Raw genomic sequence first — 14,722 nt, forward strand, 5'->3', positions numbered from 1 at the left:
AATTAATATTATGCATGCATAATTTTTATAAATAATTTATTCTGTTTTGGAAGAATTATTTATATTGCTCAAGTAATAATTAACTAAATCTTAAACATGAGATCAATTCTTTCAATTTTATTGTTGTTTTGTGGCGCCATTACTTTTGCTCAAACAACAATTTCAGGAACAGTTGTGGATGACAATGAACAGCCCGTTCCAGGTGCTAATGTAATAGTAGTTGGTACAGCTACCGGAACAATTACTGATTTTGATGGTGGCTTTTCCCTCACTGTAAATCAAGACCCTCCTTTTTCAGTTCAAGCTAGTAATATTGGCTTTGAATCTGGAACTGTTGAAGTAACTTCTAATAATCAAGAGATTCGTATTGTACTTAAAGAAGGTACATCTTTGGATGAAGTCGTTATTTCAGCATCCAGAACACCAGAGCGTATCTTTGAATCTCCGGTAACCGTAGAACGTTTTGGACTTAAAGAAATAAAGAATACCGCTTCGGCCGATTTCTATGGTGGATTAGAAAATTTAAAAGGTGTAGATATAAACACAAATAGTTTAACATTTAAATCTATAAACACAAGAGGTTTTGCTACATTTTCAAATAACCGTTTCATGCAGTTGGTTGATGGTATGGATAATTCAACTCCTGCTTTAAACTTCCCTATTGGAAATTTGGTTGGAATGGTTGAAACCGATGTACAAAGTGTCGAACTCCTTCCAGGTGCTGCATCTGCTTTGTATGGTGCAAATGCCTTTAATGGTATTTTATTTATGAGGAGTAAAAATCCATTTGATTTTGAAGGAATTAGCGGTTATATTAAACAAGGAATAACATCGCAAGATGCGGGTGGAGATAATAGCTATACCGATGTTGGTATTAGATTGGCACATAAATTCACCGATCATTTTGCGGCAAAAGTAAATTTTGGTTGGTTAAGTGGTACCGATTGGGTTGCTAATAATATTGATGGAAAACCAGGAACAGGAGCTACTCGAGCTAGTTTAGGTTATGATGGCTATAATATTTATGGTGATGAAGTTGCAACTAATATTAGAGCTGCTTCAGGTGGTTTAGGAATTATTCCCGATGTGACAGTAAGTAGAACGGGATATAGTGAAAGTGACTTAACCGACTATAACGCAGAAAGTGTTAAAGCTGATTGGGGGTTATATTTTAGACCTTGGGCTGATGATTTGGAAATAGCTTATGTTGGAAAGATTGGAACGGGATCTACAATTTATCAAGGTTCTAACCGCTATTATATTAATGGGTTTACACAACAGCAGCATAAAATTGAAGTAAGGAATAACAACTTCTTTGTAAGAGGATATGTTGTAGCTGATAAAGCTGGAGACTCTTACGACATGACAGTTACTGGTATTCAAATTAACCGAGCTTGGAAAAGTGATGAAGATTGGTTTGGTGACTATATCCAAACTTTTGCCGCAGCGACTTTAGGTGGTGCCACTGAAGATCAGGCTCATGCAGCTGCAAGAGCAGCAGCTGAATCTGGAAGGTATCTACCTGGAACTCCTGAATTTCAAAGAGCTTTCAATCGTAGTATAAATGACCCGGAATTAGCTACAGGATCTAAATTTCAAGATGCGTCAAAATATTACCATGCTGATGCTAACTACAACTTTAGTCATTTAACTGATTTTGCTGAAATTCAAGTTGGTGGTTCATACAGACGATATAGCTTAAACTCATCAGGAACGATTTATACTGACACTGATGGAGCTATCAATTATTCCGAATACGGTGTATATACCCAAATTCAAAAGGACTTTGAATTATCTGAAAGTTTGGATTTAAAACTAACTGGATCTGTTCGTTATGATAAATCAGAATTGTTTGATGGTTTTGTATCTCCTAGGATTGCAGCTGGTTTTACGGTTAATGACAATCATAATATTCGTGGATCCTTTCAAACTGGGTTTAGAAACCCAACAACACAGGATTTATTTATTGGTTTAGATGCCGGTCCTTATGTGTTAATTGGTTCTGCTGAAGACAATTTAGACCGATATGTTAGATCGTACAGTGTAAACAACCCTTCTCAACCTAATACTATTAGTCAGTCTGCTGGAAGCGCATATACTAATTCATATTCAAATGCATCTGTAGAAGCCTATTTAGCTAGTGGTAATACGCCGGGATCGAGAGATGCTAGTTTATTACAAATTGGTAATTCTGAATTGGTTAAACCAGAACAGGTTACTTCGTTTGAAGTTGGTTACCGTGGGAAATTAAATCGCTTAATTGTTGACGCTAGTGTTTATTATAACTCTTATAAGAATTTTATCTCTAATGAAAGTGTTATTGCTCCATTATATGGACAAGTTGGGGATAACTCTTTATCTGTAAACGCCATTAATTTTGATGATACTCAAGAATATCAAACCTATACCAATTCAGATGCTAATGTAAATTCTTATGGTGGATCTATTGGGCTTACAACTAAAGTGTTAGGTGATTTTGATTTAGGTGCTAATTATACTTTTGCTAAACAAGATTTTGATCAAGCATCTGATCCAGATTTTAGAACTAGCTTCAACACTCCTGAACACAAAGTAAAAGTGTCTTTTGGTAATACTAACGTATTTAAAAACTTTGGTTTCAATACAGCATGGAGATGGAGTGATACATATTTCTGGCAAGCTACATTTGGAGATGGTCAAGTTCCTTCATACAATACATTTGATGCCCAATTAAGCTATACTATTCCAAAATTAAAATCAGTAATTAAGGTAGGTGGAACAAACTTATTGGGTGATGATTATTTCACTGCAATTGGTACAGGATTTATTGGATCTATGTATTATGCATCTATTGTAATAAACAATTTATAAGAACATGAAAAAGATAATTATGAATACAAAATATTTATGGCTATTACTAATAGCTCTAGGACTTACTACAGCTTGTAGTAATGATGATGATTCATCAAATGGTTCAGCTCCATTACCTCCATTAACTTCAGGAGAGGCCGATTTTTCAACCTATGTTTCTTTAGGTAATTCATTAACTTCTGGGTTTTCAGATGGAGCTTTATTTATAGCGACTCAAGAAAATTCTTTTCCAAATATTTTAGCAGACAAATTTGCAATGACAGGAGGAGGCTCTTTTACGCAACCTTTAATGAATGATAATTTTGGTGGACTAGCTTTAGCGGGCAATAGAATTGCCAGTCCAAGACTAGTAACTACTGGAGGTGCACCTGTTCCTTTAGAATCTGTAATAGGCCCCATAACTGTTAGTACTGATATTGCTTTAAACAATCCAACTGGACCATTCAATAACATGGGGGTTCCTGGTGCAAGAAGTTTTCATTTATTAGCGCCTGGCTACGGTAACATAATGAATTTGCCTAATGCCAACCCATATTTTGTAAGAATGACAGGTTCAACTCCTGATGCTAGTGTTTTAGAACTATCAATGGCTCAAGCACCCACATTCTTCTCTTTATGGATAGGTAACAACGATGTTTTGGGTTATGCTACAACGGGTGGAGATGGAACGAGCCCTATTACTGATCAACCAACTTTTGATTTTGCGATTTCTACTTTAATTTCAACTTTAACATCTCAAGGAGCAAAAGGTGTTGTTGCCAACATACCTTATGTTACTGATATTGCTCATTTTACAACTGTAACACATGATGTTATTCCATTAGACGCTGCAACAGCAGGACTTGTTAATCAAGCTTATGCTCCTTATAATGGTGGCTTACAGTTAGCTTTAGCTAACGGATTAATTTCTGCCGAAGAAGCGGAAGCAAGAACTATAATGTTTGAAGAATCTCCGACCAATGCTGTAGTTATTGAAGATGAAACCTTAACTGATTTAAGCGGATTAGGTTTACCTAATTATAGACAAGCTACAGCTGATGATTTATTTGTTCTTCCTGCAAGTTCTTTCATTGGTACAGAAGCAGTTCCTGGAAATCCTTTAACTGTAAATGGTGTAGCTGTTCCTTTAGCAGATAAATGGGTGTTGTTACCAAGTGAGCAAGATGAAATTAGAGCTGCTGTAGATAGTTTTAACGCAACAATACAAGCCGCTGTAAACCAAGCTGGTTTAGCTTTTGTTGATGCTAATGCTTTATTGTCCGAATTAAACAGTACGGGTATTGCTTCTGGAAGCTTTATTTTAACCTCTGACCTTGTTACCGGAGGGATGTTTTCTTTGGACGGTGTGCACTTAACATCAAGAGGTTACGCTGTTGCTGCCAACGAATTTATGAAAGCCATTGATGCTACTTATGGTTCAAACTTTGAAGCATCTGGTAATTTAGTTGATGTTGGCGAATACCCAACAAATTACTCGCCTACGCTTCAATAAATTACACTAAAAAATAAAATTAAAATGCCTTCTTTTAGAGGGCATTTTTTTATGTCTAAAAAAGCCTAAAAAATTCATGTGGTTTTTAAATTAAAATAATATCTTTGCAGCGCGAAAAACGAGGTGTTTTTTCGGATTAAAAATTTAGCAAAATAAAAACAGATAAGTAATGTCAAAAGTTACAGGTAAAGTTGCACAAATAGTAGGTCCAGTAATCGACGTAGAATTCGGTACAGATGCTGAACTTCCAAAAATTTACGATTCATTAGAAATTAAAAGACCTGATGGTTCTATTTTAGTACTTGAAGTACAATCTCACATTGGTGAAGATACGGTACGTACTATTGCTATGGACTCTTCAGATGGTTTAAGTAGAGGAACAGAAGTTGTTGCTACTGGCGCACCTATTCAAATGCCAATTGGAGAAGATGTTTACGGACGTTTATTTAACGTAATTGGAGATGCCATTGATGGTATTGGTGATTTACCTAAAGCTGGTGATTCTGGATTGCCAATTCACCGAGAGGCACCAAAATTTGAAGACTTATCTACTTCTACAGAAGTTTTGTTTACAGGTATTAAAGTAATCGATTTGATTGAGCCATATGCAAAGGGTGGTAAAATTGGATTATTTGGTGGTGCTGGTGTAGGTAAAACTGTATTGATTCAGGAGTTAATTAACAATATTGCAAAAGGCCATGGTGGTTTATCAGTATTTGCTGGTGTAGGTGAAAGAACCCGTGAAGGAAATGACCTATTAAGAGAGATGTTAGAATCTGGAATTATTCGTTATGGTGATGATTTCATGCATTCTATGGAAGAAGGTGGATGGGACTTATCTAAAGTTGATAAATCTAAAATGAAAGAATCGAAAGCAACTTTCGTGTTCGGACAAATGAATGAGCCTCCTGGAGCACGTGCTCGTGTAGCATTATCTGGTTTAACAATTGCTGAATATTTCCGTGATGGTGCTGGAGATGGTCAAGGAAAAGATGTTCTTTTCTTTGTAGATAACATTTTCCGTTTTACCCAAGCCGGTTCAGAGGTATCTGCATTATTAGGTCGTATGCCATCAGCGGTAGGTTACCAACCAACATTAGCAACAGAAATGGGTGCTATGCAAGAGCGTATTACATCAACTAAAAGAGGTTCTATTACATCTGTACAAGCAGTTTACGTACCAGCGGATGATTTAACAGATCCTGCTCCTGCAACAACGTTTGCCCATTTAGATGCAACAACGGTATTATCTCGTAAAATTGCTGAACTTGGTATTTACCCTGCGGTAGACCCATTAGATTCTACGTCAAGAATCTTAACTGCTGATATTTTAGGAAATGAGCACTACGATTGTGCACAACGTGTAAAAGAGCTATTACAACGCTATAAAGAGTTACAAGATATTATTGCTATTCTTGGTATGGAGGAATTATCTGAAGAAGATAAATTGGCGGTAGGTAGAGCAAGACGTGTACAACGTTTCCTATCGCAACCTTTCCATGTTGCTGAACAATTTACAGGTATTCCTGGGGTATTAGTTGATATTAAAGAAACTATCAAAGGATTTAACATGATTATGGATGGTGAATTAGATCACTTACCAGAAGCAGCGTTTAACCTTAAGGGTACTATTGAAGAAGCTATTGAAGCTGGAGAGAAAATGTTAGCTGAAGCGTAATCAATTAATAATTGACAGTTATTAATTATTAATTAAAAAAACTATGTACTTAGAAATTGTATCACCAGAAGCGACAATATTTAGTTCTCAAGTAGATGCCATTATTGTGCCTGGAGTTAATGGTGAATTTGAAATGTTGAAAGATCATGCTCCTATTGTATCTTTATTAAATGAAGGAACAGTAAAAATAAGGGTACATACACAAACCCATTTAGACTATGATGAACTTCATCCAGAAATGGAGCCTCATATGATGGATAATAAGGTTTTAACTTTCAAAATAAAGTCTGGTACTTTAGAAATGAAAGATAACAAGGCTATTATTTTAGCTGATTAAGTATTTGAGTTTAAATACTATAAACAAAATAATTATAAGCCTCTCAAAATGAGAGGCTTATTTTTTTTACTTATATTTACCATGTAATCAAATCCCAAATCTTGATTTCAATGAAAAAAGTACTACTTTTTATTCTCTTTTTATCCTCTTCATTATCTTATTCGCAAGATAAATGGCAACAGATGATATTTGATAGAAGTGCCAATTTTTATGATATAAAAGCCGACTTCGAACTGTATTATAAAAGGCACGTTACTAACCCTAAAGAGCTTCCAAAAGGCAAAGGCATAAAACAATTTAAAAGGTGGGAATACTATTGGGAGAGTCGTGTAGATGAAAACGGAAATTTCCCACAAGAAGGATATCTTTTAGAAGAAATAAATCAATATAGAAATAGTCAAAATACAACTCAAAGATACGCAACTGGTTCTGGGAATTGGGAAATTGTTGGCCCTGTAAATCTCCCCAACAATGGTACTGGTCAGTTAAACGGTAATGGAAGAATAAATTGTATTGCATTTCACCCTACTGATTCCAATACAATTTTTGTTGGTGCACCTTCAGGTGGATTTTGGAAAACAACTGATAATGGCACTACATGGACAGACCATCTAGACGGCTTGACACGATTAGGTATATCGAGTATTATTATTCATCCAACAAATCCAGATATCATTTACATAGGTACTGGTGACAGAGATGGAGGAGATGCACCAGGATATGGTGTTTGGCGCAGTGTAGATGGTGGTAGCACTTGGTCTTCTCATAATTCTGGCATGGGCAATCGTACAGTTTATGAAATAATTATGGATCCATCAGATTCAAATATCATGATTGCTTCAACATCTGGAAATCGAATCTATCGAACTACTAATGGCGGCTCTAGTTGGAGTTCTACTTCCATTGGGCAAAACGCAAAAGATATAGCTTTTCACCCAGGTAATTCAAGTATTGTTTATGCTTCAGGGACTTTATTCCACAAATCAACCGACGGCGGAGCTACTTGGACACAAATCACCAATGGTGTTCCTAGTTCAGTACAACGAATAGCCATAGCTGTTTCAGCCAATCAGCCAGATTGGGTTTATTTGTTAGCAGGTAATGGCAGTGGCCTTGTAGGTATTTACCGTTCAACCAATAGTGGAACTTCGTTTTCAACAAGATCAACTTCACCAAATATACTAGGTTGGAATACTAACGGATTAGACACGGGTAGCCAAGCTTGGTATGATTTAGTTATCGCTGCTGATCCTACTGATGCTAATACTATATATACAGGTGGAGTGAATTTGTGGAAGTCGACAGATGGTGGTTCAACAATGAGTTGTATTTCATATTGGGTTGGATCAACTGGAGGTATTGATGGCGTCCATGCAGACCAACATGCCTTAGAATTTTCACCTCATACAAATGTATTGTACAATGGTAATGATGGAGGAGTATATTATACTAACGATGGCGGAACAAATTGGAATGATATTAGTAGTGGTCTGGCCATTGCACAAATCTATAAAATTGGTGTTTCACAAATGTCGGAAGAATTAGTTATAAATGGATATCAAGATAATGGAACAGCAATAGGTAATGGGACAACCTTTACAACAGAAATTGGCGGTGATGGCATGGAATGTATTATTGACCCTACCGATGATAATTATATGTATGGTGCACTGTATTATGGCGATATAAGGCGCTCAACAAATGGCGGTTCTACATTTGGAAGTATTTCTGGCACTATTGGCGAGACTGGCGGTTGGGTTACTCCTTATAAGTTAGATCCTAACAATGCCAATAGAATGTTTGCTGGTTTTGATAATATTTGGCGAAATGATGCTGTAAGGACTGGTACAACTTGGACTCAAATTTCAAATTTTGGTGGCACAAGCAATATACGAGACATAGCTATTGCTCCTTCCAATAGTGATATCGTTTACGTTTCCCGTTATGACAATAGTTTTCGTCGCTCTAATAATGCCACAAGCGGCTCACCAACTTGGACAAATTTAACTGCAAATTTACCCGTATCAAACGAACCTTTAGATATTGAAATTGATCCAAGCGATCCAACTCATTTGTTTATAGCATTAAACAACAATATCTATGAATCTAATGATAGTGGAAATAATTGGACAGATATTTCTGGAAGTTTACCAAATATTTCATTAAATACAATTGTTATCGACCAAACAAGCCCTGTTGATGCTATGTATATTGGAATGGACATAGGTGTCTATTACAAAGACAACAACCTGTCTGATTGGATTTCTTATTCTGCTGGATTAGCTAACTTGGAAATCACCGAATTAGAAATTCATTATGGAACAGACTGTAAGGGAAAAATATATGCTGCAACCTATGGTCAAGGTTTATGGATAAGTGACTTGAAAGATCCTGGAAATATTGCCCCTATTGCTTGTTTTGAAACGAGTTCAACGGAAGGTTGCATTGGAAACGATTTTATTTTTACCGATAATTCAGATTATAGTCCAACATCTTGGTCTTGGACAATAACTCCCACAACATTTTCATATATAAACAGTACTTCGTCAACATCACAAAACCCTGAAGTAACCTTCAATAATGCAGGCAGCTATACTATTGAGTTGACAGCTACCAATGCTTATGGTTCGGATACGGAAACTAAAACCGCTTATATTAATATTTCTAACGGTACTTTAGCTTCTAGTTTTGACGAAGATTTTGAAAGTGAATCACTATGTGCCACAACAAATAATTGTGGTTCCACGCTTTGTGGCCTTACTGGCTTATGGACAAATTTAACTAACGGAACTGATGATGACATTGACTGGAGAATTGATGAAGGCGGAACACCTTCATCAAACACTGGCCCAGCAATAGATTATAATCCTGGAACAAGCGCTGGCAACTATGCATATTTAGAAGCATCTGGTGGGTGTAGCAACTATACAGCTATATTAGAAAGTGATTGTATAATTATTGACCAATCTTATAATTTTACGGTAGGCTACCACATGTATGGAAGCAATATGGGAAGTTTACATATTGATATTTTTGATAGTGGTTCATGGCAAGAAGATATTGTTTCGCCCATTTCTGGGAATGTGGGAAATTCATGGAATGATTTAACCGCAGACTTGTCTACTTATGTTGGGAAAACAATTAAATTAAGAATTAGAGGTGTTACTGGTAACGGTTTTGAATCTGATATTGCTATTGATGATATTAAATTTACTGCTTTAGGATGTTCTACAACTACATGGAATGGAAGTGTATGGAGTAACGGTAGCCCTACATTAAGTAAAAGTGTTACCATAGCTGGAAATTACAGCACAAGTATCAACGGTAGTTTTGAATGTTGTAGTTTGCTTATAAATTCTGGGAGAGAATTAATAATAGATGATTCCGATTATGTTTCAATAGATAATGGATTGACCAACAATGGAACGCTGACAATTGAAAATAATGGTTCATTAATTCAAATAGATGATAATGCAGTAAATACTGGTACAATAACCTATAAACGAACAACATCAATCAGGCAACTAGATTATGTATATTGGTCTTCGCCTTTAGAGGGATTTGACGTAGCAAATATATCTCCAAATACACCTACCGATTTACTTTACAAATGGGATCCTACAGTTCTTAATTCTAATGGTGGTCAAGGTAATTGGATTAATACACCTACTGAACCTATGATTCAAGGCAAAGGTTACATTGTAAGAGGCCCAAGTAATTATACCAATACTCCTCAAAACTTTACCGCCCAATTCCAAAATGGAAAACCAAATAACGGTGTTATAACAGTCCCTGTTTCACGTGGAAGCTATACTGGTATTGATTATTCAGGCACAAACTCTGCTATTATAACCAGGTTTGATGACAATTGGAATTTAGTCGGAAATCCCTACCCATCGGCCATCAGTGCTTTAGATTTTCTAAATTTAAATAGTTCAGTAATTGAAGGTGCTGTTAGAATATGGACTCATGGAACACTTCCAAGCTCTGCTAATCCCGATTCATTTTATGGCGATTTTGTTACAAGTTATTCTCCATCAGATTACATTGTACATAACGGTACCGGAACTGTTAGTGGGCCTAATGGGTTTAATGGTTTTATAGCTGGAGGGCAAGGGTTTATGGTACTTATGAATGATGGCTCTGCATTAACTGATAATCTTACATTTAATAACTCCCTTCGTGATATATCTTATGCTAACGATCAGTTTTACAGATTACCGCAAACAGAAGAATTGGACAGGTTATGGTTAAGCTTATCTAATGAAGACGGAATTTCAGAGCGAACACTCTTAGGTTATCTTAATGAAGCTACTGATTTTAAAGATAGGCTTTATGATGCTGTTACTCGAGTAGATATTGGCTCACAAAAAATATACTCCTTTATTGAAACCGATAAAATGGCTATTCAAGCTTTTGAATTACCATTCTCTGTTGATGATGTCATTCCTCTTGGCGTTAACATACCTGCTAATGGTCATTATTATATTTCTATTCATGCTGTTGAAGGCCTATTCACAAATCAAAACGTCTTTGTGCAGGATCTGTCCCTAAATACAGTTAACAATATTTCTGAAACACCATATATTTTCTATTCTGAAGCAGGTGAATTTAATAATCGTTTTGTTTTAAGGTTCAATGATGCTACTCTTTCCAACGATGATTTTGAAATTATCTCTAATGGTATTACCATAACCGGGAAAGATAATATATTAATAAACTCTCAAAAAGAAAACATAAAAGATGTATTGGTTTATGATGTTTTAGGAAAAAAAATAATCGATGTTCATAACATAAACAATCAATCATTTAGAATAGATTCGATTAATAAATCCAATACAATATTACTGTTAAAAATCACCTTGAGTAATGATAAAATAATTTACAGAAAGATTTTATTTTAGAAAAAAGCCTTTAAGTTTGATACTTGGAGGCTATTCTATAATGTTTGACTTTTTAAAATCCCCTGTACACGTTGCGCGAAGAACACCAAGTATAAGAAACATACTGCTGCAATCCAATATGATGGGTGAATACCTATTATATCAGCTAACTTTCCTTGTATTGGTGGGATAATAGCACCACCCAAAATCATCATAATTAAAAAAGATGAACCTTGAGACGTGTATTTTCCTAAACCTTGAATACTTAAAGCAAATATACATGGCCACATAATAGAGCAAAATAGTCCACCACTTAAAAAAGCAAATAAAGCCAACTTGCCTGTTGTAAATAATCCAATTAAAACAGCTATCATACCCAACAGTCCAAATATTTTTAATGTTAAGGCAGGTTTTTCCTTTCCTAAAAAGAAACCGCCAATTTGAATGGCAATACAAATGGCAAACAAAAACAAACTACTTACATCAAATCCAGATATAAAATTTACAAATAGTACTACGCCAAAAGCAATATATGGCACAATAATATATAACCATGTTTTCCACTTATCCGCTGGATTAAAAACAGCAATAGCTCCTGCCCAACGACCTATCATGAGCCCTCCCCAATACAATGAAATCAAAGGAGCAATTTGCGAGTCGCTCATAGCAGGCATTCCTAAAGCGTTGTATTCAATACCATTAATGGTTTCGGTTACATATTTTAATAATTCTCCTAAATTACTCTGAATAGTTACCTCAACCCCCACATAAGTAAAAATAGCTAACATCCCTAAAACCAATTGTGGATAGCGCATAGCTCCCCAACCCTCTTGGTTCTTTTTGGCCAACATATTGGATATAAATAATACGCCTACAACCACAACTAATCCAACAATAGACAATTTCAAGATAAAATCATTGTCTGGTGTTCCCTTGTATTGATCAAAAATCAAATAAAAACAAATAGCTAGAAGTATTGTCATAATGCTCAAAGAGCCAACAGCCTTTGGTGCCTTAATAATTTCTGGATTGGCTTTTGCCTGTGGTAACTTTTTTGAAAAATAAAACAAGGCTGCCGCTGCTAAAAACAAACCACCTACTGCCAAATATAAATATTGAACTGTTGACAAGGTTATAGTTTGATTGGCTATCATTTCTTTTAACTCCGCTCCAGACTTCGGGGTAGAACCAAACAATATTAATGCAATTACTATTGGGCCAATAGTTGTACCGAAAGAATTAACACCGCCTGCTAAATTCAATCGGTGTGCGCCTTTCTCTGAATCGCCAAGCGCAATGGCAAACGGATTGGCAGCTGTTTGTTGTAATGAAAACCCTAAACCAACAATAAATAGAGCACCAAGCACGTAATAAAAAATATTGGAATCACCTGGTTCCGCTCCCTCTATGGCTGGAAACATAACTACAGCTCCCAAAGCACTTAACAACAAGCCATAAATAATGCCGTTTTTATAGCCCCAACTATTCATTATATCTTTTCCTTTGGTATTTGAAATTACAAATAGAAAAAGTGCTCCAAAGTAATAAGCTCCATAAAAGGCAAAGTCTACCAGTTGCGATTGAAATTGATCAATCTCAAAATAGGTTTTACAAAACGGAATAAAAACACCGTTGGATGCGGCTATAAATCCCCAAAAGAAAAACACTGTAACCAAAGTGTACAGTGCTTGTTTGTAGTTTTGTTGTTCAGTCATGCTATGAGTTAGTTAATTTTGACTGTAAGATAGTATTTTTTAGTTACTCTTTGCTACACCTTTTTTATCACATTGGTAACAATACCCCAAATAACAAATTCATTGTCTTCAGTAATTTTTATGGGTTTGTAATTAGCATTTTCTGGTTGCAACCAGACACCGTCTTTTTCTACACGCAAGCGTTTTACGGTAAACTCACCATCAAGAAAACAAACAGCTATTTTGTTGTGTTCAGGTTCTAAACTTCTATCAATAACCAATAAATCATTATCATCCAACCCTGCGTCTATCATACTTTGCCCTGAGACTCTTGCGTAGAAAGTTGAGAGTTTATTTTTAACTAGCATGTCATCCAAAGACAAGCGTTCTTCTTTAAAATCTTCTGCTGGTGATGGAAATCCAGCAGAAATTCCTGAATCAACAAAAAGTGCTCCAGAATTTTCTAAAAATTCTGGAACGAAGAAGGTCAGTTTTTGGGGTTCTTTTGTTAGCATTTTACTTTTATAATATCGTTAATATTGGTTGTGTATCTTGGAGAAAGTCGCTCTTGACGCATTTTCCACGTGCGTTCTAAATCTTGATTGCCCAACTTTATTTTGTCAGCATGATATTTCTTGTTTATGCGGTCTATTGCCAACATTAATGGTTTATGCTTTGGGTTTTCACTTTCATACATATCTAATTGATAGTTATCTCTGGGTACAATTCCTGCAACAATAACACCTGCTCGTTTGTACTTGATGCCCTCTTTAAAAATAGCCTCAACCGCTTTTACGGCTCCACTACTTATTGTTAAGGATGAATCGGTTGGGTAAGGTAAACTTATATGTTTACTAGCTCGATGTTGTTGTAAATCTTTTTTATGTCTATCGCTACTCAAGGTAACAATAATCATGTGGCAATAGGATTTTTGTTTGCGTAACTTTTCGGCACAACTGGTTGCAAAGGTTGAAACCCGTTCTTTTATATAATTAATATCATCATAAGTGTAATCAAAGCTTCTGGTTGTTGCAATGGCTCGCTTATTTTTTGGTTCATCCAAAAGTATTTTTGAATTTCCCTCTAAATCCTTTTTCAATTTCCATTCGGTAATAGAGAATGTTTTACGAACCCAATCATCTGGAAGTTGTGTAAAATCATAGGCTGTTTTACAACCTTTAGTCTTTAGTCGCTTAGCTAAACTATAACCAATACCCCAGATATTTTCTATTTTGATCCATTTTAAAGCTTTTATTCTGCTTTCCTCAGAATCAATAACATATACGCCTTTGGTTTCGTTAGGAAATTTTCTAGCAATCTTATTGGCCACTTTACTCAATGCTTTTGTAGGTGCAATACCAACACAAGTGGGAATACCTGTCCACTTTAAAATACGTCTTCGCATTTGAATTCCATAGTCCTTAAAATTACAATTATCGAAACCTTTAAACTGTAAAAACGCCTCATCTATGCTATACACTTCAACATCTGGAGTGAATTGTTGCAATATACCCATAACACGAGAGCTCATGTCCCCATATAGTGGATAATTTGAAGACAGCACTTGAATACTATTTGCTTTGCAAAAACCTTCCCATTTAAAAATTGGTGCGCCAAATGGCAATTCAATAGCTTTAGCTTCGTCGCTCATAGAGATAACGCAACCGTCATTATTGCTTAAAATAGCAACTGGCTTCCCTTGTAAACTGGGATTAAAAACTCGTTCACAAGAGGTATAAAAATTATTACAATCTACTAAAGCATACATCTGTATAAAGATAAAACAAA

General features: G+C 35.6%; 8 protein-coding genes. 5 read left to right on the top strand and 3 right to left on the bottom strand.

The window, feature by feature from the left end:
• Positions 1–96 precede the first annotated feature (96 nt).
• The 5 genes from MTX13_RS05570 to MTX13_RS05590 all read left to right on the top strand — a co-directional run bounded on the left by MTX13_RS05570 (position 97) and on the right by MTX13_RS05590 (position 11,261).
• Entirely contained in the window at positions 97–2,850 is a 2,754-nt protein-coding gene (locus MTX13_RS05570; RefSeq protein WP_250433390.1) for a TonB-dependent receptor, read from the top strand.
• Positions 2,851–2,854: 4 nt separating this feature from the next.
• Positions 2,855–4,342 carry an SGNH/GDSL hydrolase family protein gene (locus tag MTX13_RS05575; RefSeq protein WP_250433391.1) on the top strand — a complete coding sequence of 496 codons (1,488 nt, stop codon included), beginning with the start codon at positions 2,855–2,857 and terminating at the stop codon, positions 4,340–4,342.
• A 169-nt stretch (positions 4,343–4,511) separates the two neighbouring features.
• Positions 4,512–6,020 (top strand): F0F1 ATP synthase subunit beta, encoded by a 1,509-nt coding sequence (gene atpD, locus MTX13_RS05580; RefSeq protein ID WP_250433392.1) that lies wholly within the window; start codon positions 4,512–4,514, stop codon positions 6,018–6,020.
• Positions 6,021–6,063: 43 nt separating this feature from the next.
• Positions 6,064–6,357, top strand: coding sequence for a F0F1 ATP synthase subunit epsilon (locus MTX13_RS05585; RefSeq protein WP_250433393.1), 294 nt, complete (start codon positions 6,064–6,066; stop codon positions 6,355–6,357).
• Positions 6,358–6,467: 110 nt separating this feature from the next.
• A complete protein-coding gene (locus tag MTX13_RS05590) occupies positions 6,468–11,261 on the top strand; it encodes a VPS10 domain-containing protein (protein ID WP_250433394.1) in 4,794 nt (1,597 codons plus the stop codon).
• A gap of 35 nt (positions 11,262–11,296) precedes the next feature.
• Here MTX13_RS05590 and MTX13_RS05595 read toward each other — a convergent pair whose 3' ends face one another.
• The 3 genes from MTX13_RS05595 to MTX13_RS05605 are packed head-to-tail and all read right to left on the bottom strand — an operon-like array spanning position 11,297 to position 14,702.
• The gene (locus MTX13_RS05595; RefSeq protein ID WP_250433396.1) at positions 11,297–12,955 is read right to left on the bottom strand and encodes an MFS transporter; all 1,659 of its coding nucleotides are present in this window, start codon (positions 12,953–12,955) and stop codon (positions 11,297–11,299) included.
• Between the two features lie 53 nt (positions 12,956–13,008).
• On the bottom strand, positions 13,009–13,449 hold the full coding sequence (locus tag MTX13_RS05600; protein WP_250433397.1) for a LexA family protein: 441 nt from the start codon (positions 13,447–13,449) through the stop codon (positions 13,009–13,011).
• A complete protein-coding gene (locus tag MTX13_RS05605) occupies positions 13,443–14,702 on the bottom strand; it encodes a Y-family DNA polymerase (protein WP_250433398.1) in 1,260 nt (419 codons plus the stop codon). The genes MTX13_RS05600 and MTX13_RS05605 overlap by 7 nt, the downstream gene beginning before the upstream one ends.
• Between the last annotated feature and the right edge of the window lie 20 nt (positions 14,703–14,722).

This window comes from Hanstruepera flava (assembly GCF_023634025.1).
In the GTDB taxonomy this organism is placed as follows: Bacteria; Bacteroidota; Bacteroidia; order Flavobacteriales; family Flavobacteriaceae; genus Hanstruepera; species Hanstruepera flava.